At 36.7% G+C, this 20339-nt stretch carries 26 protein-coding genes and 1 pseudogene; 23 read left to right on the forward strand and 4 right to left on the reverse strand.

Annotated elements, in window-relative coordinates; genetic code table 11:
- The first annotated feature begins 160 nt into the window (after window positions 1-160).
- The 19 genes and pseudogenes from IGI58_RS08375 (at window position 161) to IGI58_RS08465 (ending at window position 13636) form a co-directional block, all read left to right on the forward strand.
- On the forward strand, window positions 161-583 hold the full coding sequence (locus IGI58_RS08375) for a hypothetical protein (protein ID WP_429953817.1): 423 nt from the start codon (window positions 161-163) through the stop codon (window positions 581-583).
- A gap of 23 nt (window positions 584-606) precedes the next feature.
- Entirely contained in the window at window positions 607-909 is a 303-nt protein-coding gene (locus IGI58_RS08380; RefSeq protein WP_087640484.1) for a hypothetical protein, read from the forward strand.
- Window positions 910-918: 9 nt separating this feature from the next.
- Window positions 919-1593 (forward strand): DUF5081 family protein, encoded by a 675-nt coding sequence (locus IGI58_RS08385; protein WP_429953816.1) that lies wholly within the window; start codon window positions 919-921, stop codon window positions 1591-1593.
- Window positions 1583-1879 carry a hypothetical protein gene (locus IGI58_RS08390; RefSeq protein ID WP_429953815.1) on the forward strand — a complete coding sequence of 99 codons (297 nt, stop codon included), beginning with the start codon at window positions 1583-1585 and terminating at the stop codon, window positions 1877-1879. Before IGI58_RS08385 ends, IGI58_RS08390 begins: the two co-directional genes overlap by 11 nt.
- 35 nt (window positions 1880-1914) lie before the next feature.
- Window positions 1915-3120, forward strand: a complete 1206-nt coding sequence (locus IGI58_RS08395; RefSeq protein WP_225535195.1) for a pre-toxin TG domain-containing protein — start codon at window positions 1915-1917, stop codon at window positions 3118-3120.
- A 29-nt stretch (window positions 3121-3149) separates the two neighbouring features.
- On the forward strand, window positions 3150-3557 hold the full coding sequence (locus IGI58_RS08400) for a hypothetical protein (protein ID WP_225535197.1): 408 nt from the start codon (window positions 3150-3152) through the stop codon (window positions 3555-3557).
- 210 nt (window positions 3558-3767) lie between these two features.
- Window positions 3768-3854: pseudogene (locus IGI58_RS08405) on the forward strand (pre-toxin TG domain-containing protein); the annotation flags it as partial.
- A gap of 27 nt (window positions 3855-3881) precedes the next feature.
- The gene (locus IGI58_RS08410) at window positions 3882-4382 is read left to right on the forward strand and encodes a deaminase domain-containing protein (RefSeq protein WP_429956344.1); all 501 of its coding nucleotides are present in this window, start codon (window positions 3882-3884) and stop codon (window positions 4380-4382) included.
- A gap of 15 nt (window positions 4383-4397) precedes the next feature.
- On the forward strand, window positions 4398-4739 hold the full coding sequence (locus tag IGI58_RS08415; protein WP_225535213.1) for a hypothetical protein: 342 nt from the start codon (window positions 4398-4400) through the stop codon (window positions 4737-4739).
- Window positions 4740-4843: 104 nt separating this feature from the next.
- Window positions 4844-5053, forward strand: a complete 210-nt coding sequence (locus IGI58_RS08420; protein ID WP_429953814.1) for a hypothetical protein — start codon at window positions 4844-4846, stop codon at window positions 5051-5053.
- Between the two features lie 486 nt (window positions 5054-5539).
- Window positions 5540-7381, forward strand: a complete 1842-nt coding sequence (locus tag IGI58_RS08425) for a beta-glucoside-specific PTS transporter subunit IIABC (protein ID WP_429953813.1) — start codon at window positions 5540-5542, stop codon at window positions 7379-7381.
- Window positions 7368-8822 carry a glycoside hydrolase family 1 protein gene (locus IGI58_RS08430; RefSeq protein ID WP_429953812.1) on the forward strand — a complete coding sequence of 485 codons (1455 nt, stop codon included), beginning with the start codon at window positions 7368-7370 and terminating at the stop codon, window positions 8820-8822. The genes IGI58_RS08425 and IGI58_RS08430 overlap by 14 nt, the downstream gene beginning before the upstream one ends.
- 11 nt (window positions 8823-8833) lie before the next feature.
- The gene (locus tag IGI58_RS08435; RefSeq protein ID WP_429953811.1) at window positions 8834-9685 is read left to right on the forward strand and encodes a PRD domain-containing protein; all 852 of its coding nucleotides are present in this window, start codon (window positions 8834-8836) and stop codon (window positions 9683-9685) included.
- 230 nt (window positions 9686-9915) lie between these two features.
- Window positions 9916-10689, forward strand: a complete 774-nt coding sequence (locus IGI58_RS08440) for an SDR family NAD(P)-dependent oxidoreductase (protein ID WP_429953810.1) — start codon at window positions 9916-9918, stop codon at window positions 10687-10689.
- A gap of 5 nt (window positions 10690-10694) precedes the next feature.
- The gene (locus IGI58_RS08445) at window positions 10695-11156 is read left to right on the forward strand and encodes a MarR family winged helix-turn-helix transcriptional regulator (RefSeq protein ID WP_429953809.1); all 462 of its coding nucleotides are present in this window, start codon (window positions 10695-10697) and stop codon (window positions 11154-11156) included.
- Between the two features lie 324 nt (window positions 11157-11480).
- The gene (locus IGI58_RS08450; RefSeq protein ID WP_429953808.1) at window positions 11481-11897 is read left to right on the forward strand and encodes a hypothetical protein; all 417 of its coding nucleotides are present in this window, start codon (window positions 11481-11483) and stop codon (window positions 11895-11897) included.
- A gap of 3 nt (window positions 11898-11900) precedes the next feature.
- Window positions 11901-12119 carry a helix-turn-helix transcriptional regulator gene (locus IGI58_RS08455; protein ID WP_087640508.1) on the forward strand — a complete coding sequence of 73 codons (219 nt, stop codon included), beginning with the start codon at window positions 11901-11903 and terminating at the stop codon, window positions 12117-12119.
- A 4-nt stretch (window positions 12120-12123) separates the two neighbouring features.
- Window positions 12124-13017: an NAD(P)-dependent alcohol dehydrogenase gene (locus IGI58_RS08460; protein WP_429953807.1), complete on the forward strand. Its 894-nt coding sequence runs from the start codon at window positions 12124-12126 to the stop codon at window positions 13015-13017.
- A gap of 97 nt (window positions 13018-13114) precedes the next feature.
- Entirely contained in the window at window positions 13115-13636 is a 522-nt protein-coding gene (locus IGI58_RS08465) for a hypothetical protein (RefSeq protein ID WP_429953806.1), read from the forward strand.
- 45 nt (window positions 13637-13681) lie between these two features.
- Here IGI58_RS08465 and IGI58_RS08470 read toward each other — a convergent pair whose 3' ends face one another.
- Both IGI58_RS08470 and IGI58_RS08475 read right to left on the reverse strand, forming a co-directional pair.
- The gene (locus IGI58_RS08470; protein WP_429953805.1) at window positions 13682-14320 is read right to left on the reverse strand and encodes a Crp/Fnr family transcriptional regulator; all 639 of its coding nucleotides are present in this window, start codon (window positions 14318-14320) and stop codon (window positions 13682-13684) included.
- Window positions 14321-14470: 150 nt separating this feature from the next.
- On the reverse strand, window positions 14471-15445 hold the full coding sequence (locus IGI58_RS08475; RefSeq protein ID WP_429953804.1) for a tRNA dihydrouridine synthase: 975 nt from the start codon (window positions 15443-15445) through the stop codon (window positions 14471-14473).
- Window positions 15446-15672: 227 nt separating this feature from the next.
- Between IGI58_RS08475 and IGI58_RS08480 the strand changes: the two genes are divergently transcribed.
- The 4 genes from IGI58_RS08480 to IGI58_RS08495 all read left to right on the forward strand — a co-directional run bounded on the left by IGI58_RS08480 (window position 15673) and on the right by IGI58_RS08495 (window position 18468).
- Window positions 15673-15957, forward strand: coding sequence for an ArsR/SmtB family transcription factor (locus tag IGI58_RS08480; protein ID WP_429953803.1), 285 nt, complete (start codon window positions 15673-15675; stop codon window positions 15955-15957).
- A 48-nt stretch (window positions 15958-16005) separates the two neighbouring features.
- A complete protein-coding gene (locus IGI58_RS08485) occupies window positions 16006-16941 on the forward strand; it encodes an ABC transporter ATP-binding protein (protein ID WP_225535241.1) in 936 nt (311 codons plus the stop codon).
- Window positions 16934-17704: an ABC transporter permease gene (locus IGI58_RS08490; protein ID WP_087640515.1), complete on the forward strand. Its 771-nt coding sequence runs from the start codon at window positions 16934-16936 to the stop codon at window positions 17702-17704. Before IGI58_RS08485 ends, IGI58_RS08490 begins: the two co-directional genes overlap by 8 nt.
- Before the next feature lie 542 nt (window positions 17705-18246).
- Entirely contained in the window at window positions 18247-18468 is a 222-nt protein-coding gene (locus IGI58_RS08495; RefSeq protein ID WP_429953802.1) for a hypothetical protein, read from the forward strand.
- 73 nt (window positions 18469-18541) lie between these two features.
- On the opposite strand, the gene IGI58_RS08500 is transcribed toward IGI58_RS08495, so the two are convergent.
- Both IGI58_RS08500 and IGI58_RS08505 read right to left on the reverse strand, forming a co-directional pair.
- Complete coding sequence (locus IGI58_RS08500; protein ID WP_429953801.1) at window positions 18542-19735, reverse strand: MFS transporter; 1194 nt, start codon at window positions 19733-19735, stop codon at window positions 18542-18544.
- A gap of 98 nt (window positions 19736-19833) precedes the next feature.
- Complete coding sequence (locus tag IGI58_RS08505) at window positions 19834-20280, reverse strand: MarR family transcriptional regulator (protein WP_087640518.1); 447 nt, start codon at window positions 20278-20280, stop codon at window positions 19834-19836.
- Between the last annotated feature and the right edge of the window lie 59 nt (window positions 20281-20339).

The following is a 20339-nucleotide window of genomic DNA, read 5'->3' on the forward strand; positions in this document are numbered from 1 at the left end:
CCAAAATCGGAAAGTGTCTTTTTCATTTGTGACAATTTCAACACAATGTTTTTAAAAATATTCATAAGGAATTTTATTATTACACAAGTGTTATTGTTATGAATCTCCATGTTTGGTAAATTTTTATATAGAACCAAACTTTATGTAAAGGAGTAAAGACATGTTTTTAACTAGCGAATATTTAGAAAAGAAGCAAAAGTATACTACCTTAAAAACTGAGCTATCCACTGCGTTAACAGAGCATTCATCTTATTTAGAACAATTGGAAACAGCGATCACATCTGCTGAAGGTAAGTTTAGTGGTGTTTCTACCAGCAATGGAATTCCTAATCAAGATACACTAGATAAAATAAGTGAGTTGGTAGAGAAATTGCAGTCACTAAGTAAAAAAATAAAAAGTCGCAACGATAGTATTTCAGATGGAGTTACAACAGCGGGGAACAAAGCGCAGCATTATGGCGATCTTTATACCGCAGAGAAACAGCGTGAAGAGGATCATTACAAAGAAGTTGCTAGACAAGCATTAGAAAAAATCAATCGACAGCAAGAAGCTCTTAAGAACCATGAGATCATTCCAAGATAACTAGAGAGAAAGGAGAGAATAGTATGGGAAATGTTGATATAAAATCAGGTGGACTTTCAGAAGTTATCAGCAGCGCAGCAGAAGCAGAAAGTGCGATGAGTGCTTCTTTAAATGTGGCTAAAAAACTTGTATCCAGCAGCAATGGGTATGATCAGACATGGACAGGAGAATCCAAAAACAGTTACCTGATGTATTTAGGCATTGTTAGTCAATATCATGAAGATTTGGCGAAGTGTGTCAAAAGTTATAAAAAAGCAGTCACGGAATTACAAAAGGATATTGATTCGTTTGATTCGTCTGAAATGGGCGAGATACGAGGAATTTAGGAGGAGCATATGGCGATTTTTTCTGAAGAGGAATTGTTGGTATTGACGGATATGGTCGGACAGGTGGAATTATTCGGTGTACCGCAATTAACAGCACATCGAATGAATCAGATAACGACTATTCCAAAAGGGATCGAAAGGTTAGAAGAAAAAGGATTGCTGGCAGCGGGAAAGCTTACCAAAAAAGGCTTTTTAGTCGCTTCTTTGATCGAACGATATGTTCAATCGGAAATGTATATCTGTTTAGATAAAACCTATTACGTAGCGACTGGCGAGCAGGCAATCGTGTTAAAAAGGGAAGAAGCAGGCTATCAGTTGACGATCGAAGAACCGGAAACACTTTTGGGACAAATCCTTGTGGAGTACAGTATTTTGCGTAGAGAAGGTACAGAAGAGGAAAAAGAATTTCGCTCAAGACGGGCGCGTTTGACTTTAGAAGAGTTGCAGAAACAAGGAATAGAGGCAGCGATTGTACTTGGAAGTGTTCATAAACGAGAGCAAGAATTGATGAAAAGTGAGTATGCTCTATTGCTGTCGCAAGGCGTTTTATATCGATTAGACAGTGAAGGATTAAAGCGAATCAGTCAATTCTGGGTCAATAAATGGCTCGTCGATCAGCTGCAGATTTCGTATGAGGTGCCAGAAGATAAAAGGAAAGAGCGGGTGAGTTGGTTTGACAGATAAAATCACGGTCGATCCTGGTGAATTATCAGGGATCACAGGTCAGCTTCAAACAGTGATCGATGAACTAGAGTCATCCTATAATGCATTACAAAATATCACAGGAAGTGAGTATTATGTGGAAGGCTTAGCGCAAGGCCAGGTCGGGCTTTTTAGGATCGTGACTGTACGTATGGAGGAATTGATTTCTCATTATTCACGATTGCAGGAGTATGTGACTTATGCAGGAGAAACCTTTGTGGAGTTAGATCGATCCGTCAGTAGTGATATAAAATCAAAAGGAAAATAGATATGAGCTATTCAGTATAGGAAAAGAGGGTAGGTATGAAAGATGTAAAGTTTAAAACTGGAGAATGGAGTTCAATAGTCAATGGCGTAAGTGAGCTAAAGGACGTTGATATCATCACTTTGGTTCAAGAGCTTGGAACGATCACGAATGACGCTAAGGATGCCTGTGATCGATATGACGTAGATAATGCGATCGATATCGAATCCATGGACAATGTGTTGATGGATGATCTAGATGAGCGGATCGCCAAATTGGCACAAAAAACTTTTAAGATACAAGACACACTTCCAGCGGACATCGATCAGCCATTTTATGATTCAATGGACTCACTGATAGAAAAGCTAAGCAACATGAACATCATGGGCTATGAAACGATGGCAAGAGGATCCTTTTCTAATGGAGTAAATAGTGCGGGTGTAGCAATGCCCAAAATGAAAGTAACGTTAGAAGATCTTTTAGGAAGCAGTTCTCCACTTACTGATTATCTTCGTGTAGAATATGATAAAATGAAACAAGAAATCGGTGATGTCAGCTTCGAAGATTATCAGAAAATGGCATTTGCAGATACGTCGTTTGACTATTATTCAAGAAATGAAAAAGTGAAGGATCTGGCTGTTACTGTAGTGATCAATGGTGCAGTGCTTGTCATTGGAGGCATGCTGCCGTGGCAGTTGATGGTGGCTTTGGGTTTGACCTCTGGGGCGAAAAATGTCAGTGATGCTTGGCGTGGAAAAGATTTGTTTACCGGGAAAGAATTGTCTACAGGCGATCGAATCTTACGGGGCTTGTCTGGGATAGCAGATTTAGCATTGGCAGGGTATGGAACGTATAAAGGACTTAAACCTTTGAAAGGGACGAACAAGGTTGTTGTTTCGGAGAAAAGCAGTACTACTAATAAACTATTAAAGCCTGATTTATTAGACGAACTTTCAAAAAGTGGTGTAAAGTACAATCCGGATGATGTGGTTATGGTAACAAAGAATATTGAAAAAGATTTATTGTGGTTAGAATATGGAAATAGTAAAGCTGGATTAAACCATGTTGAAATTCGTCATGCAGCTGATTTTTCTAAACGAGGTATTAAGAATATTCCAGAGTTTATCTATGATATGCTAAAAAATAAACCTGTGAGCATTGTAGAATCTTCAAGGGGGATGAATGCTACTTACTTAGTGAATGGGAAAAAATATCTAATTGCCTATGGAAAGAATGGATTTATTGTTTCTGTATATCCAATTTAATTTTATTTAGAAAGAGAAGTGAATAGATTATGTTTGAAGTAACCGCTATAGATGAACGGATAATGGACAGAGATGTTTATTTAAGAAATGTTGTGACTGAAAAAAAGGAAGAATGTTTTGATAACTCAATAGGTTATAGTGATGATAACAATTTCTTGTTTATGGAAATTGGATCAAAGTACGAGTGTAAAATTTTATTAATCGGTGATCAGAAAAAAGAAGAAAATGATGAAACATATAAATTGTTTTTTGCAGAAGATAGATTAACAAAGATTGGTAATTACAAATTTTTAAAAGTTTATTTAGATAAAGAAGAATATTATATTTTGGCGGATGAACTATTTTTAAGTGATGAAGATGAATATATTTTGTTTGATTTCTTTCGAAAAGATCTATTAGAAGTTGATGGACATATTTCTCCAATGTTTGTTAATTAGCAAAAACATAGTCTCAAGTCTTTTAATAAAAGCATTAATTTGCTCTAAACAAAACGGCACTTTATTATCTGATAACAATCAGATAATAAAGCTTTGAAGATAATACTAAAGCTAACTAATTAAGCGAATAATAGCTATAGCGGTATCAGTTTTTCGTCACTGATACTGCATTTTCGTATATGAAATAAAAACAGTGATGCTTGGCGTGGAAAAGATTTGTTTACAGGGAAAGAACTGTCTACAGGCGATCGAATCTTACGTGGCTTGTCTGGGATAGCAGATTTAGCATTGGCAGGATATGGAACGTATAAAGGACTTAAACCTTTGAAAGGGACGAATAAGGTTGTCGTTTCGGAGAAAACTAGTGGGCTTACTAAAACACAAAAAGTTGAGAGTTTCCAAAATAGAATTAATGATATTAGAAATAGAATGCCTAATAATCCGTTGAAAAAAAGAGGTAATATGGCAGCTGCTGATGTAAATATAAAAGGATTGCCAGAAGAGTTTGTAGCTCATAGTAAAATTAATTCGAAACTTGATAAAGGTGCCGATGTTGGAAATTTTTCTACATTAAAACTTGAAGGAGAAAGAATTTTTAAAAATTATGAACCTTCTGCATCAAGTATAGATGGAACTAAATTTGATAGGTTTCATGATACAGAAGCTAAAATTCTAGAAGACATTGCCTCTAAAATTAAAGACTCAAATGCTTCTGGGTCAATTGATTTATATACAGAGCTACCAGCTTGTCAAAGTTGTTCTAATATAATTTTAGAATTTCGTAAGAAATTCCCTAACATTGAATTAAACGTATTTACTAAATAGAAGGGGCGAAAATTTATGGAATTGAAGTATGAAGAAATAAAAGAAGATTCTGCTGATATTTATGAAAGTTTGCATATGAATGCTAAATATTCTCTAAAAGATACTTTCTATGCATTTCTAAATGATTATGAATTAAATGAAAATTATGATATAACGGAAGAAACTTCGCTATATGTAGCATTTTGTACATTATTGATTGATAAAGAACAAAATTTTGATTTTTTAAGAAATAAATTAGCTGAACTAATTTCTAATAAAAATTTAGAGAAAGTTACTGATGATTTGAAATCAGATGAACTCGTTCAATTTTGTAGCGATGTTGACATCATAAAAAAAGCAATTAACATTGAAAACTAACTAGTTAAGAATGGCTAGAAAAAATGCAAAGCTATTTGTAAAATGGTTATTTTGAGAATATTTTAGATAACTTATTAGATTGTGATGTAAAACAGGAGGGGGTTGTGAAAGAATACTTTAATCATGAGGGCTGGTATGATGACTCACCGTGGTTGATAAAGGATAACTCTCTCATCATTAGTCAATTAAAATGTTTTGATATTAACAAAATCCATCAGACTTCAATGAAAGATGATTTGGAAGAGGTAGTTAAAACAATTATTTCATTTTTGGAAAATAATCGTTTGAGCAAAATCTATATTGAATATGAATAATCAAAAAGTAAAAGTCAATTTGTTATCTGATTGGTGTTAGGGAGTAAAGTCTTGAATTATAATGCTAAAACTAACTAATCAAGTTGCTAAGAGCTACAACGATATCATTTTTTTCATCACTGATACCTTTTCGTACGTGAAATAAAAGCTATTTTCGAATATCACCAGAAAATAACATCTACAGATACATCCTTTAACTATTATCCAAAAAATAAAAAACTAAAGAAACTGGCTGCTATCATGGTAGTTAATCGCAGGCTTCGACTTAACTGCTGCTATGAAAAAGTCACCACTAACATAAATTTTCTTGTTTAGCAAAATGAATTTCTAAAAAAAATGTTGACGCTTTCTTTAAAGTGAGATATAATCGAACCAACTTAATACAAGGCGTGTTACTACGTAATAGTAGGCATAACCGAATTGAATCAGCTCTTTTTTGGGTTGGTTCAGTTCGGTTTTTTTTGTTAAAAAATGGAGGCGAAAAAAATGGATGAAAAAAATGTAGCAAAAGAAATTTTGGAAAATGTTGGGGGAGCGAACAATGTTTCACATTTAGAACATTGCTCTACAAGATTGAGATTTACGTTAGTTGATGATAGTAAAGTGGACGCAGAAGCGATCAAAAAAATCTCTGGTGTGCTAGGAATTACGCAAACAGCTCAAACACAAGTCATTATTGGTGGTGCAGTGGTGGAAGTTTATCGCGAGGTCGAAAAACTCCTTTCAGGAATTCAAGTAGATACAGAAAAGGGGTCTAAGAAAAAACAAAAATGGCAAGATGTCATTTTAGACTTCGTTATTAGTATTTTTCAACCCTTGATTCCAGCGATCGCTGGCGGAGGTATTTTAAAATCACTATTGATGCTACTAAATCTAATTGGGGTGTTAGATAAAACAACATCGACTTATCAGATTTTGACATTTGTAGGAGATGCACCTTTATACTTCCTGCCTTTATTGGTAGCGATCACAACAGCGAACAAGCTGAAGGTAAATAGTTTAGTCGCTGTCTCAGCTGTAGGTGGTTTGTTGATCCCTGGATTGACTGCATTGATCACTGAAGGAACGACTTTGGCTGGTTTGCCAATTCAAAACATCAATTATGCGTATCAAGTTTTTCCTGCAATTCTTTGTGTGATCAGTTATTCGTTTTTGGAAAAATTTTTTACCAAGATCAGTCCTAAGGTGATTAGAAGTTTCTTTGTTCCGATGATGTCATTATTGATTGTCGTGCCATTGACATTATTGGTGCTCGGTCCTATTGGATTTACGTTCGGTCAAGGGTTTGCAAGTGTGATCATGACAGTTTTTGCTCGGTTTGGCTGGATCGCAGTAGCTTTGCTGGCAGCTTTCTTACCTTTCATGGTAGTAACAGGGATGCATAAAGCAATGATTCCATATGTTATCACTTCTTTAGGTGAGACAGGAAAAGAACTAATTTATAATGCGGCCTCATTAGCTCATAATATCGCAGAAGCTGGAGCATGTTTTGCGGTAACGATTCGTTCGAAAGATAAAGGTTTGAAAGCAACAGCTGTTTCTGCTGGTATTTCTGCTCTTTTTGGAATCACTGAACCGGCTTTGTATGGTGTGACTATTTTGCATAAAAGAGTATTATACGGTGTGATGTTTGGTAGTTTGATCGGTGGAGCGACATTAGGCCTTCTAAGTGTGGAAGCATATGTTGCCGTTGGGCCTGGGATTGCTAGTTTATCAATGTTCATTTCTGAAACTCTGCCTAACAATCTGATGTACGCAGTGATCGGTTTAGTCGTATCTTTCGTAGCTTCATTTGCCGCAGTTTTTGTTTTATGGAAGGAACCAGCTACAGCTGGAGCACAAGAAAATGAAACAAATGAAATAGACTTTAATGCGCCGGTTGAAGGGCAAATGATCCCTCTATCAGAAGTGAAGGATGACGTCTTTGCTAGTAAAATGTTAGGAGATGGTGTTGCGATCATACCTACGAAAGGTGAATTATATGCACCAGCTAATGGAACGATCAAAATGATTTATAACACGAAACATGCACTAGGTATGCAGACAGACGAGGGCATTGAGATATTATTTCATATTGGTATAGATACAGTGAACCTGGGCGGAAAGTATTTTGAAAGCTTTGTTTCAGAAGGTCAGAAGGTTACGCAAGGGGATATGTTGATCAAATTTAATCTTTTAAAAATCAAAGAGGCTGGATTTGATCCAACAACGATCATCGTGATTACAGAGCCTAAGAATGTCAAGTTCAATCTAGTTTCTGAGGAACAAGTGACTAAAGAAGAAAAAATATTCGTTATTGAAGGGAAAGAAGAAAATGCCATTGCGTAAAGATTTTTTATGGGGCGGTGCGATTGCCGCAAATCAAGTGGAAGGTGCTTGGAATGTAGATCAAAAGGGGATGTCTGTAGCAGATGTAGCAACGTTTAAACCTACTATTGACGTAAAAGACTATAAAGCACATAATACTGTAACGAGTGATATGATCCAACAAGCGCGAAAGGATTTAGAGGTTGAATGGTATCCTAAACGTAGAGGTATCGATTTTTATCATCGGTATAAAGAAGATATTCAGCTTTTTGCAGAGATGGGCTTCAAAGCATTGAGAATCTCTATTGCCTGGACTCGTTTATTCCCTACGGGGGAGGAAACAGAGCCTAATGTTGCTGGAATTGACTTTTATAAGAATGTTTTCAAGGAATTGAAGAAGTATGGAATTGAACCGATCGTTACATTATCTCATTACGAAATGCCCTTAGCTTTATCGGAAAAGTACAACGGTTGGGTAGATCGTAAGTTGATCGATTTTTTTGTTCATTATGCGGAAGTTTGTTTTAAAGCGTTTGGTGAATATGTGACTTACTGGTTGACCTTTAACGAGATCGATAGTGTGGGACGACATCCATTTACAACGGCTGGGATCGTTGAAGACAAGTGTATCGGATATTCTTTAGAAGAGGCAGTCTATCAAGCGCTTCATCACCAATATGTTGCAGCAGCTATTGCCACTAAATTATGTCACGAGTTGATTCCTGGAAGCCAAATGGGATGTATGCTGACGAAATTGACGACGTATCCTAATACGTGTAAACCAGAAGATGTCTTGCTTTCTTTAGAGAGTAACTTAAACAATTATGCTCATGCAGATATTCAAATTTTTGGTGAATATCCAACATTGTACAAGAAGCAACTGGAAAACAAAGGAATCATCATTACAAAAGCGGCGGAGGATGATAAACTATTAAGAGAACACACCGCAGATTACTTAGCTTTTAGTTACTATATGTCACGAACTGAATCATCTGATCCATCTTTGGAGCAAACATCAGGGAACACGATCATGGGAGTAAAAAATCCATATCTTCCTTCGACGGAATGGGGATGGCAGATCGATCCAGTCGGGCTGAAAATATCGCTTCTTGAGTTGCAGGATCGTTATAATGTACCGTTGATCATTGTTGAAAATGGAATGGGAGCTAAAGATGAAGTTACTTCTGATGGGAAAATACACGATAGCTACCGTATCAGCTACTTAAGACAACATATCAATGAGATTCTTGAAGCAGTGGAAGCTGGGGTGGATCTGTTTGGCTATACTAGCTGGGCACCGATCGATTTGATTAGTGTTTCAACCTCTCAAATGAGTAAGCGTTATGGGTATATCTATGTTGATCAGGATGACTTAGGAGAAGGAACGTTGGAAAGGATAAAGAAAGATTCGTTTTTCTGGTATAAAAAAGTAATTGAAAGCAATGGCAGTATCTTAGATTAGGAGAGTGTCGGATGATCATCAAAAAAATACTAAATCCCAATACGATCTTAGCGGTGGACAGTGAACAGCAGGAGTATGTTTTCTTTGGCAAAGGCATCGGCTATAGTCGGAAAAGCGGGCAAACGGTCGATGATGAGGATGTAAACCGAGTATTCATACCTGTCGATAACCAGCAAATCCAAGAATATTTACGCTTATTCGATTCAATTCCAGCTGTTTATTTTGATATTACGCAACAAATCATCAAGAGAGCAGAAGAACTCCTAGGTACAAAATTAAATACAAGTATTTTCTTCACTTTAAGCGACCACTTAAATTTTTCGATCGAAAGACATAAAAAAGGATTGAATATCCTCAATCGTGTATATTGGGAAATCAAAAACTACTATCCGACAGAATTTTCGATAGGAGAATATGCCCTAAAGCTACTAAAAAAAGAATTAGGTCAAATACTACCGCAAGAGGAAGCGGCGAATATCGCTTTTCATATCATCAATGCACAAACTGTAGATTCTTCAACAAGTAAAGGGATGGAGTACGCAAAGCTGGTCGGTGGAATATCAGATATTGTCAAGTATGAGTTGAAAATTGATTTTGATCGAGAAGATGTTCATTATCAACGTTTCATTACTCATTTGAAATTTTTTGTTGAACGTTATTTTGAAGGGAAAATGATCACAGAGGATGATTCCGGATTATTTGAGCAGATAGCACAGCTATATCCAAAAGCGTTGACAGTTGCTTTCAATGTCAAAGATTATGTAGAAATATTGAACACAGATAAGGTCACGAAAGAAGAGATAGCTTATTTAACTGTTCATATCAATCGATTGATGAGTAATAAAAAGATAGATGAAGTATAAAGAATAGTAGGTATAAAGGAGATTTTCATTGATTAAGACTTCTGAGCCTGCCGTTTATTCGTTCTAAAAGGGATTGGATCGTAACTCTTAGAGTTATGTTCCAATCCTTTTTTCCATTCATTTATTGTAGTTTTAGGATTATTTACCCATAACTACTTGATTCTTTTGCAAGATATGCTATTATGTGTTCAGACATATGTGTCTGAACATGGAAAATGAGGAGAGAAATTATGGATAAATACACGTTGGTTACAGGTGCATCTTCAGGAATAGGAAAGGCTTTTGCGGAGTATTATGCAAAAGAGAAAAAGAATTTGATTTTGATCGCTAGGTCAGAAGAAAAATTATCTGATTTGAAGCAACAATTAGAAAAACAGTTTAAGGTAAAGGTACATACATTTTCTTTCGATTTATCTGAACAAAAAAGTCCACAAGAAATTTATCGTTTGGTTCAAAAACCGGATGTATTTGTTGAGACACTGATAAACTGCGCAGGATATGGGTTAAGTGGTGCTGTAAACGAGTTGAGTTATGAGAATCAACATAATCAAATAAATTTGAATGTCCTTTCGTTATTTGATTTGACAAAACTCTTTCTAGAGCCTATGTTAAAAAGGAATACGGGAACCATCATCAATGTCGCATCGACTTCCGGGTATCATCCTATACCGAATATGGCAGTATATGCTGCAAGTAAAGCTTTTGTCTTATCGTTCACTGAAGCCTTGGCGATCGAATGCTCTAAAACAAATGTAAAGATTCTCGCCATAAGTCCTGGGGCGACAGACACTAACTTCTTTTCATCTGGCGGCGGCGTGTCATACGGCAACTTACGCACACCGGAACATGTGGTACAAGTAACGATCGATGCGTTGAACAAAGGGAAGATTTCAAAAATCGATGGGTTCAACAATTATTTTACAAGCACCTTTTTGCCAAGATTGCTGCCTAGAAAAAAAATGGTAAAAGTAGTGTATAATATAATGCAAAAACAAATGGAGTGATTTTTTTGTACTATATCGAAGAATTGCGGTATCTCATTAAAGCCGTTGATAGAGAAGGTGAGCTAAACTACGCCCGTAGATTAAAAGCGATAAATATCACGCCCAGTCAATATGAAATACTAAAAATATTATCTTTAAAAAATGGCCTATCTATCTCTGAAATTGGTGAATTACTCATTTGTGGATCAGAGAATCCAAGTAGATTGATCGATCGGTTGGTCTTAAAAAATTTAGTAGAAAAAAAGAATAGTAAACAAGATAGTAGGATAGTCAATATTTGTATCACCTCAGAAGGCATGGCAGTCGTAAAGGAAGCAGCAATGATCGAAGAAGAATTTAATGAAGATATAAAGTCTGGCTTTAATAATGAGGTTACTGTAGAACAATTGATAGAGGTGCTAAAAAAACAGGTGGAAGGGACCAAAACGCTTGGTAAAATTGAAAAAAGGAAAAATATAGAACAATAAAGATCTTCTTTTAGAACTAGTTCTAAAAAAATGTCAAAAAGTGATATAAAGTATCGTATAGATAAAACTAAAAAACGGTATCGATGATGAAAAGATCGATACCGTTTTTCGTGTGTCAAGCTGGGTTACATAATAAGGATAGATGATTTGAATGAATCATCAAACGCTAAAAGTTTTGAGCAGGCTTCAATTTTAGTCACTATATTGTAAAAATCTTGAATTTAGAGAAAGGTAAATCAAAAAAAGACAATAACACTTGACATTGCTTTTTCTTATGATATGATGATTTTGTAAATAACACTTGACAAAATAGGAGAGAAGAATATGTCAAAAAAAGTTTATATAATCATAGAGGTCATCAAAATCTTTGTATTAAGCTGGTTTGTCGGATTGGTTTATCAAGCATCTGTTGCTAGCGATCATTTTGGTTCTGAACTAAAGGTGATTGGGTATACATTTTTAATTATGTTGGGAACATTAGTTATTAGTTCGATCGTTCTTGATATTGTTATTTCGTTTTTTACACCAAAAGAGAAACACTTTTTCGGTGAATGGGAGAAAATGATCAATAAAAATATCCTACAGAATTTTGCGTATGCACTATCGATTTTCTTTGTAGCAGTTATGGCTGCCTTTGCGTTAGAGCTGGCTTTTACTCAAATCATCCTGCTGTTTCATATGGGCTTTTTTGTACTGATCGCTACGAACAATATCACAAAAGCATACTATTATGAGGGCTGATCTATGAAAAAAGAGAAAGTGATCATCAAGCTGAAGTATTATCGAACAGAAGTAGAAAAGCTGACACAACAAGAACTGGCAGATCGAGTCGGTGTTTCTAGACAATCGATCAATGCGATAGAAAAAGAAAAATTTTTACCGAGTATTGAATTATCATTGAAGTTGGCTCGTTATTTTGGCGTAGCAGTAGAAGAATTATTTTATTTGGGAACGGAGGAATAATGAAGTGAAAGCTATCTTGTGTACACGATATGATTCCTTTGACGGGCTAAGGATCGAGGAAGTCAAGAAACCATCTATTAAGGAAAATGAACTGCTCATTCGAATAATGGCGAGTACCGTCGCAAGTGGTGATAGTGTTGTTCGAAGAGCATCCAATCCTTTTGTAAAGTTGGTGTTTGGTCTAAGCAAGCCTCGAAACCCTATACTAGGAACGGATTTAGCTGGCATTGTGGAAGCAGTCGGGGGAAAAGTTACGACATTCAAAGTTGGTGATCGAGTAGTTGCATCAACAGGTATGAAATTTGGCGGACACGCTGAATATATCGCTTTGGATCAAACAGTAGCTATTGCTAAAATACCAGAAGAGCAAGCATTTAAGGATGTGGTCACTCTCCCTTTTGGCGGGAATGCTGGACTTCATTATTTAAATAAAATGCAAAAAGGGAGTGGAAAAAAGCTGCTGCTCTATGGTGCATCTGGCGCAGTGGGCTCGTCCACTGTTCAATTAGCTAAAATTTACGGCTTTCATGTTACAGCAGTATGTGGTACCGGAAATATGGATTTAGTACGTTCTTTAGGTGCGGATATAGTGAGGGACTATACAGCTGTAAATTGGAAAGAAGAATTAGGTTGTTTTGATCATATCTTTGATGCAGTTGGTAAGACAAAAAAGAAACAGTGGCTGAATCATCTGAATACCAATGGTTCTTTTTATACAATTGCGAAAGGGTTTGTGAAAGAAAGCCCAGAAAATCTAAGATTACTGCTGTCATTGGCTCAAGAAAATGAATTAAAGCCAGTCATTGACAAGATTTATCCTATGGATCAAATCGTTGATGCCTATAAGCTTGTCGAATCAGGTCGTAAAAGAGGGAATGTCGTGCTAGATTTTCAATAATGGAAGGTAAAACCGAGGTCATTTATACCTGTGATATAAATGATACAACAAATTTTCTCTATACTGATAAAAAAGTTTCAGTATAGGAGGAATTGATATGTTGAAGAAAAAAAGCGTTCGAATCATTTTGCTGATTATTGTACTAGCAATCATTGGTGGAGGAGGATTTCTAGGCTACTATCGGCTGAGTAGAATTCAAGGAACAAAGCAAGAAGAGATCATAAATAAAGAGTTAAAAAATACTACAGCTGCGACAAAGGTCATTGTGTATACTCAAGATCGTGCCTTCAAAAATGACATAATGAACGAAGTAAAAAAAGAAGTAGCATCCCAAAAGATCTATATGGAAATACAACCGATAGAAGAAATGGACTCAGATTTTAGTAAGTGGGACAAAGTAGTGATTTTTGGGACGGTTCAATCAAGCGAGCCGCCTGGAAATTCCCGCGCTGTGATCGAGGAACATCTTGGCGATAAAAAAATGGGTATATTTTTAACTGCAGATTCAGGTGTGTGGTCTCATCAGCCTGAGAATGTTGATGTATTTGCAAGTGCTTCTAAAAACGAAAATAGTAAAGTGTTTAAAGAGAAGATCCTCGCGTTTATTGACAATAAATAAGCAAATGTTAGACAAATCTGTCCGTCAGTTTTGTCTAACATTTTTTTATTGTGCTAGTATAAATGGGCTTTTCTTTCTAATCAAGAATCCTTCACGATGCAGTTCTTTAAGACAAACTGAAATACGTGACTGAGAAGTCCGACAAAATTTAGCTAGAATCTCTTGTGTGAAAACAGCCGGTATTTCGAGTTGCTCCAAGTCGTTCAATTCTCCAACAAAATCGGCAAGATAGCTCAATAATGTTTGAACTCTGTCTTTTGGCGACAAAGAAAGCAAATCGAAAAAACGATAATGCCTTTGAAAAATATCAGCAAAATTTGTCAGAAGAAGCTCGTAGTAGGCAGGATGTGCATTAAGCGTCGCAAGTAAATAGTCTTTTTTGATTTTGATCACCGTTGCTTTTGCGCTGAGAACGCTGATCGCATGCCCTTTCGTTTGATAGCTTGAAAAGGTGTCTAAACCAAAAAAGTCATTGCTAAAAATAAACGAAGAAATAAAACTGTTTGCTTCAGTTATGACTTCTACTGAAAGAATGCCGTCTACCAAAAAAAATAAATGGTCGGATTTGTCAAATTCTGTTACGATCGAATGCCCTTTTTCAAGCGTTCGTTCTGTAATGCTGTGCATCGAATCTGTTGTCTTTAAATAATCGATCAGCTGTTGGTTGTTTTTAAATAATTCCATAGTATGCTCTTTTCTTTTTTCTGACTTTATTATAACTGTTTTTTTAGTGTAGTTGTATATAAAAAAGAGACAGGAACAAAAGGGTTTCTTCTGTTCCTGCCGTTTATTCGTTATAAAGAGCGATGTCTTACGTTCGAAAAATGAGTTTACTTAAGTTTCAGGTGTATCTTGTTTAGTAAATGAAGCTAAGATTTGTCTTACTTCATCGGTTGATTTTGTATTCATCAATTGAACTCGTAAGTCGCTTGCGCCTGGAAAGCCTTTGACATAGATTTTAAAGAAACGGTGCAATCCAACGATCGAGCGTGGTGCTAGCTCGGCGTAGTGATCTTGTAGATCAAGCTGCAGCTGCAATAAGCCCAGCAGTTCTTGCGTAGAATGTTTCTTTGGTTCTTTTTCAAAAGCGTAAGGATTTTTGAAAATTCCGCGGCCAATCATAATACCATCTACACCATATTGTTCAGCAAGTTCCAATCCTTTTTGACGATCGGGGATATCCCCGTTGATCGTGATCAATGTTTGCGGCGCGATACGATCGCGAATTGCCATGATTTGCGGGATGATTTCCCAATGAGCATCGACTTTACTCATTTCTTCCCGTGTCCGTAAATGGATGGAGAGGTTTGCGATATCTTGTTTCAGTAAATGAGTGATCCAAGCCTCCATCTCGTCGATTTTTTTATAGCCGATGCGTGTTTTGACACTCACAGGTAAATTGCCGGCTTTAGCTGCTTCGATCAATTCCGCGGCTACTTCCGGGCGCAAAATCAACCCACTGCCTTTGCCGCGTCCAGCGACATTTGGTACAGGACAGCCCATATTGATGTCGACACCTTTAAAGCCCATCTCAGCTAAACCAATACTCATTTCGCGAAAGAATGCTGGATTATCGCCCCAAATATGTGCAACCATCGGCTGTTCATCTTCTGTGAAAACTAAGCGTCCTTGCACACTTTCTTTGCCGTCAGGATGACAGTAGCTGTCTGAATTGGTGAATTCAGTAAAAAAGACGTCAGGTGCGCCGGCTTTTTGAACGACATGACGAAAAACGACATCCGTCACATCTTCCATGGGTGCTAAAATAAAAAAAGGTTTCGGTAATTCCGACCAAAAATTTGTTGTCATCTATATTCTCCGCTCTATTGCTTCATTATGATTTAGAAAAACAGTTTTATTATACAAGGAATCAAAGAAAGAAGCAAAAAACAGAAATCATTTTCTGTGTAGATTATTTCTTTAAGCAGCATGATTTTAGTACGAATCAGCTATCTTATAGTAGTCTTTCTTGACAATAAAAGAACATTAATTTATATTTAACATAGACAACCATCTATGTAAGGGAGTGACTGAAAATGAACTATGACAAAACGTCATCTGCACTCAAAGCCATGGCTGATCCGAAACGATTGAAAATCATCGATCTTCTTTCAAATGGTACGATGTGTGCATGTGATGTATTGGAGCATTTTGATTTCACGCAGCCGACGCTCTCCCATCATATGAAAGTATTAGAGAAAGCTGGAATTGTTTCTGTTAGTAAGCAAAGCCAGTGGCATCACTACACATTAAAAGAAGAATTTGTCAAAGAGTTTATGTTTTCTATGACACAATTACTTTCTACTAACGATCAGCAGTGAAAAATCAGATAGATCAAGAAGTATATGACAGAAGGAGATTTTTACTAAATGAGTTACGCATTAGAGATAAAAGACTTGAAAAAAGTGTATGCAACAGGAGTTGAAGCACTGCGTGGGATTGACCTAGCGGTAGAAGAAGGAGATTTTTATGCGTTATTAGGGCCAAATGGTGCTGGAAAATCAACAACGATCGGTATCATCACTTCCTTAGTGAACAAAACATCAGGAAAAGTGAAAGTGTTTGATTATGATCTTGATACGGATTTAGTTCGTGCAAAGCAGCAAATTGGTTTAGTGCCACAAGAATTCAACTTTAACCCGTTTGAAACAGTACAGCAAATCGTGGTCAATCAAGCGGGCTACTACGGAGTATCGCGTAAAGAAGCGTTGGAACGCAGTGAAAAATACCTAAAGCAGTCTGACTTATGGGAGAAACGGAATGTTCGTGCGCGGATGTTATCTGGCGGAATGAAGCGTCGATTGATGATTGCTCGTGCGCTGATGCATGAGCCGCGTTTATTGATTTTAGATGAGCCAACGGCCGGAGTGGATATTGAACTGCGCCGTGAAATGTGGGATTTTTTAAGAGAGTTGAATGAGAGCGGCACAACGATCATTTTGACTACGCATTATTTGGAAGAAGCCGAAATGCTTTGTCGAAATATTGGTATCATTCAGTCCGGAGAATTGATCGAAAACACAAGTATGAAAGCTCTATTGGCTAAATTACAGTTTGAAACATTTATCTTTGACTTAGCTCCGTCTGATAAGAAACCGGAAATTGTCGGCTATAAGAGCGCTCTTGTGGACGAACAGACGCTTGAGGTGGAAGTTGAACGTGATCAAGGGATCAATGAAGTATTCAAACAATTGAGTGATCAAGGAATCAAAGTTCTTTCAATGCGAAACAAATCGAATCGATTAGAAGAACTATTTTTAAAAATCACCGAAGAAGAACATCATGTGGAGGAAAAAAATGTCTAATCTTTATTTTACAGCTTTAAAAAGCTTAGCAGTGAAAGAAACGAATCGCTATATGCGGATCTGGGTTCAAACATTAGTACCACCTGTCATTACGACATCTTTGTATTTTATTATTTTCGGGAAAATGATCGGGGGACGAATCGGTGATATGGGCGGTTTTTCTTATATGGAATTTATCGTACCAGGATTGATCATGATGTCAGCGATCACGAGCTCTTATTCAAATGTATCTTCATCTTTCTTTTCGCAAAAATTCCAGAAAAATATTGAAGAATTATTAGTAGCGCCAGTACCGACGCATGTGATCATCTGGGGGTTTGTTTTTGGCGGACTAGGTAGAAGTATTCTTGTAGGAACACTGGTTACGATGATTTCGTTATTTTTTGTTCCGCTGCATGTGTATTCATGGTTTATGGTGATCGTGACACTTCTGATGACCGCAACTTTATTTTCTTTGGCAGGTTTATTAAATGGGATTTTCGCACAATCATTTGATGATGTTTCGATCGTGCCGACATTTGTTTTACAGCCATTGACGTATCTTGGCGGAGTTTTTTACGCAATTTCAATGCTGCCGCCATTTTGGCAAGCCGTATCAAAAATCAATCCGATCGTTTACATGATTTCAGGCTTTCGTTTCGGTTTCTTGGGAACAGAAGATGTACCAGTTGCCGTATCGTTGGCGATTTTGATTCTCTTTATCGTGGTGCTGTATTCGGTTTGTTGGTACTTGATCGATAAAGGTCGGGGATTGAGAAGTTAAAACAGTTCTTTTAGCTAAAAATGTTAAAGAGGCTGGTACAGAAGTCACTTTGGTGTGAGTAAATGGAGTGGAAAATAAGCAATGCGAAAAGCGTATGATTCGTTTTCATGAAGTTGCTGAATAAGCTGACTTTTGGGCACCGTTTCTTAAAAAGTAGAGTCCGAGGCAAAACTGTTTTTTTAGTTTTGTTTCGGACTCTTTTTGTCTTCATCTTTAAATGTGGTTGATTGATTATCCTGCGCACAAGAAAAGCTTAGTATAAAAAAGGTATTCATAATAGATAAAGAGATAGAAGTGTTTTTAAGAAATGAAAATCATCAAATCATGTATATAGCAGATGATGTACCAAAGTAAGTGGAACATTTACTATTTCGAAGTATGTTAAAACAAATTTTATTTTACTGGGAAGTATAGTCAAAATTGGGAATATCTCGTTAAATAATTTGATGAAAATATTTTTAAATAATTGTTTAAAATAGCAATAGAGTCGTTTAGATATCAAAGCTATATTAAATATTTTTATAAAGAAAAGAGGAATACCCTTGGAAGAAACAGCTATTATCGACTTGCTTCAGCAAGTTCCAACACATACATTGCCGATGGACCAAGTGATCAGCAGTGTTTGCGGAAAATCGGAAATTGAAATTACAAATAAGGAGCGTATTATTTTCTCATCCCGCTTAAAATACATGGACTCCGTTCAAAAAAAATATGAATCAGATTTAGGAAAAACAACAACGATCATCCAATTAAAAAAGAAATAGACAAGTGAAAAATATGGATAGATGAATGGAAATTCAGTGCTGGTTTTGTTTCCGCATCATAGAAAGCGCTTCATTAGATTGCAGATGCTTTCAGAACAAAAGCGGCGATTCCAATCAATAAAATACCCATAAAGGCTGGCATTGCATGACTGAATACAGCATACAACTGTCCGCCTAGCAATGGTCCAATCACGCGAGCTAGTGCCTGCATACTTTGCGCGCTGCCTTGGATTTGACCTTGCGCGCTTGCACTGACCGATTTTGACAACATCCCATTGAAAGAAGGACCAAAAACAGAATCACCTAAACCAAAGAAAATCATCCCTAAAATGAAGCACCAAGAGTACGCAGTAAACGCTGATAAGAGAATAAAAAAGTACCCAATGAGCTCACTGATCATTCCTACTAGAGCAATAGATTTATCCAGCATGATTTTCAATAGACGAGGCATAATGAATGCCTGAGAAAAGATATCAAGTATGCCGATGATCGAAAAAGTTAGTCCGATAAGAATGGGCTGCCAAGTGAATGTATCGATTGAAAATTGAGAAAAAATAGCTTGTAGTGAACCGTTTGGCAGCCAAACAAGAAAGCCTGTGAGCAATAACCATTTAACTGGCAGAAGAGAGAATGCACTGGACAATTGACCAAATGGGTGAAGCTGTTTTACCTTCAATTTAGGTGTACGTTTTGCTTGTACGAGACTTTCCGGCATGAAAAAATACCCGTAAGCTGCGTTTAATAAGGTAATAACAGCTCCAGCATATATCGGAACTTGATGGCCGAATGTAGCCAGAGAACCGCCGATGATCGGACCTAATGTAGTTCCGACGCCGACGAGCGCACTGATCCAGCCAAAGTATTTTGTTCGTTCCTTTTCAGAGGTGATATCTGCAAAATAAGCAAAAATCGCAGAGATTTCTCCGCCAGTCACGCCTTCGATGATTCGGCCTAGGAAAAGGACCCAAAGAGCACCGCCTATGCCAAAAATAATGTAACCCAATGCTGAACCTAACAAACTGAGGATCAGTACAGGTCGACGCCCGTAGCGATCGCTTAAAGAGCCTAAAATAGGTGCAGCTATAAAAACGGCTAAAGCATAAACCGACATTAGTGAGGTGACGATCGTTGCCTGTTTGCTAGGATCTTTTGTATAATCAGAAACTAAAAATGGCAATACTGGACTAACGATAGTCAAACCCAATCCAGTCAAAAAGACCGTAGTAAAGCCAAAAATCAACGCATGTTTATTGATAGAATGATTCATTAAATTTCTCCTTTAGTAATATTGTTTCTTGGGAAATAATATTACTTTAACCTTATTTTGTTTCCTTGTCAACAAAAAACGAAAATAAAAAATACCACTTATTTAGTGATATTTTTTAGATGATGTCTATATCGACCGATGAATCTGAAAATCGTATCAAATTCTTCTTTCGTCATATGTGCGAAAACATCCTGATCACGTATCAAAAATGCTTCATGCAATTGCTGATGAATCGTATTGATCTCTTGCCCCTTTTTTGTTAGTTCAAAATAGATTTCCTTTTTATTATCTTCGTTTTGATAGCGTTGAATGATATTTTTAGCGAGCAATTTTTTGGTCAATTTACTGATAGCACCACGAGTCATGTAGCTCGCCGCCGCAAGTTTTGTGACATTCGCTTCAGGAATAAGAGCAATATGTTCGATCAATTCGATTTCATTTAAGGTATAGCCAGCTAAAGCAGACTCTAATTCTGGCTTATTGAGCCAGATGATTTCATTACAGAGATCCATCAGTTCACTCATCAATTGTTGTCTATTATCCATGCGAACTCCTTTATACTTTTTCTTTAGTATAGGAGCTTTTTGTTTCTTTTGCAACAAAA

The sequence above is a fragment of the Enterococcus sp. AZ020 genome, from assembly GCF_050499205.1.
Taxonomy (GTDB): domain Bacteria; phylum Bacillota; class Bacilli; order Lactobacillales; family Enterococcaceae; genus Enterococcus_L; species Enterococcus_L dunnyi.

Excerpts from the sequence above, each read along its gene's own strand:
- IGI58_RS08375 (WP_429953817.1), top strand. The coding sequence starts at position 161 with ATGTTTTTAACTAGCGAATATTTAGAAAAGAAGCAAAAGTATACTACC.
- IGI58_RS08380 (WP_087640484.1), top strand. The coding sequence starts at position 607 with ATGGGAAATGTTGATATAAAATCAGGTGGACTTTCAGAAGTTATCAGC.
- IGI58_RS08385 (WP_429953816.1), top strand. The coding sequence starts at position 919 with ATGGCGATTTTTTCTGAAGAGGAATTGTTGGTATTGACGGATATGGTC.
- IGI58_RS08395 (WP_225535195.1), top strand. The coding sequence starts at position 1,915 with ATGAAAGATGTAAAGTTTAAAACTGGAGAATGGAGTTCAATAGTCAAT.
- IGI58_RS08400 (WP_225535197.1), top strand. The coding sequence starts at position 3,150 with ATGTTTGAAGTAACCGCTATAGATGAACGGATAATGGACAGAGATGTT.
- IGI58_RS08415 (WP_225535213.1), top strand. The coding sequence starts at position 4,398 with ATGGAATTGAAGTATGAAGAAATAAAAGAAGATTCTGCTGATATTTAT.
- IGI58_RS08425 (WP_429953813.1), top strand. The coding sequence starts at position 5,540 with ATGGATGAAAAAAATGTAGCAAAAGAAATTTTGGAAAATGTTGGGGGA.
- IGI58_RS08430 (WP_429953812.1), top strand. The coding sequence starts at position 7,368 with ATGCCATTGCGTAAAGATTTTTTATGGGGCGGTGCGATTGCCGCAAAT.
- IGI58_RS08435 (WP_429953811.1), top strand. The coding sequence starts at position 8,834 with ATGATCATCAAAAAAATACTAAATCCCAATACGATCTTAGCGGTGGAC.
- IGI58_RS08440 (WP_429953810.1), top strand. The coding sequence starts at position 9,916 with ATGGATAAATACACGTTGGTTACAGGTGCATCTTCAGGAATAGGAAAG.
- IGI58_RS08450 (WP_429953808.1), top strand. The coding sequence starts at position 11,481 with ATGTCAAAAAAAGTTTATATAATCATAGAGGTCATCAAAATCTTTGTA.
- IGI58_RS08455 (WP_087640508.1), top strand. The coding sequence starts at position 11,901 with ATGAAAAAAGAGAAAGTGATCATCAAGCTGAAGTATTATCGAACAGAA.
- IGI58_RS08465 (WP_429953806.1), top strand. The coding sequence starts at position 13,115 with ATGTTGAAGAAAAAAAGCGTTCGAATCATTTTGCTGATTATTGTACTA.
- IGI58_RS08470 (WP_429953805.1), bottom strand. The coding sequence starts at position 14,320 with ATGGAATTATTTAAAAACAACCAACAGCTGATCGATTATTTAAAGACA.
- IGI58_RS08475 (WP_429953804.1), bottom strand. The coding sequence starts at position 15,445 with ATGACAACAAATTTTTGGTCGGAATTACCGAAACCTTTTTTTATTTTA.
- IGI58_RS08480 (WP_429953803.1), top strand. The coding sequence starts at position 15,673 with ATGAACTATGACAAAACGTCATCTGCACTCAAAGCCATGGCTGATCCG.
- IGI58_RS08485 (WP_225535241.1), top strand. The coding sequence starts at position 16,006 with ATGAGTTACGCATTAGAGATAAAAGACTTGAAAAAAGTGTATGCAACA.
- IGI58_RS08490 (WP_087640515.1), top strand. The coding sequence starts at position 16,934 with ATGTCTAATCTTTATTTTACAGCTTTAAAAAGCTTAGCAGTGAAAGAA.
- IGI58_RS08500 (WP_429953801.1), bottom strand. The coding sequence starts at position 19,735 with ATGAATCATTCTATCAATAAACATGCGTTGATTTTTGGCTTTACTACG.
- IGI58_RS08505 (WP_087640518.1), bottom strand. The coding sequence starts at position 20,280 with ATGGATAATAGACAACAATTGATGAGTGAACTGATGGATCTCTGTAAT.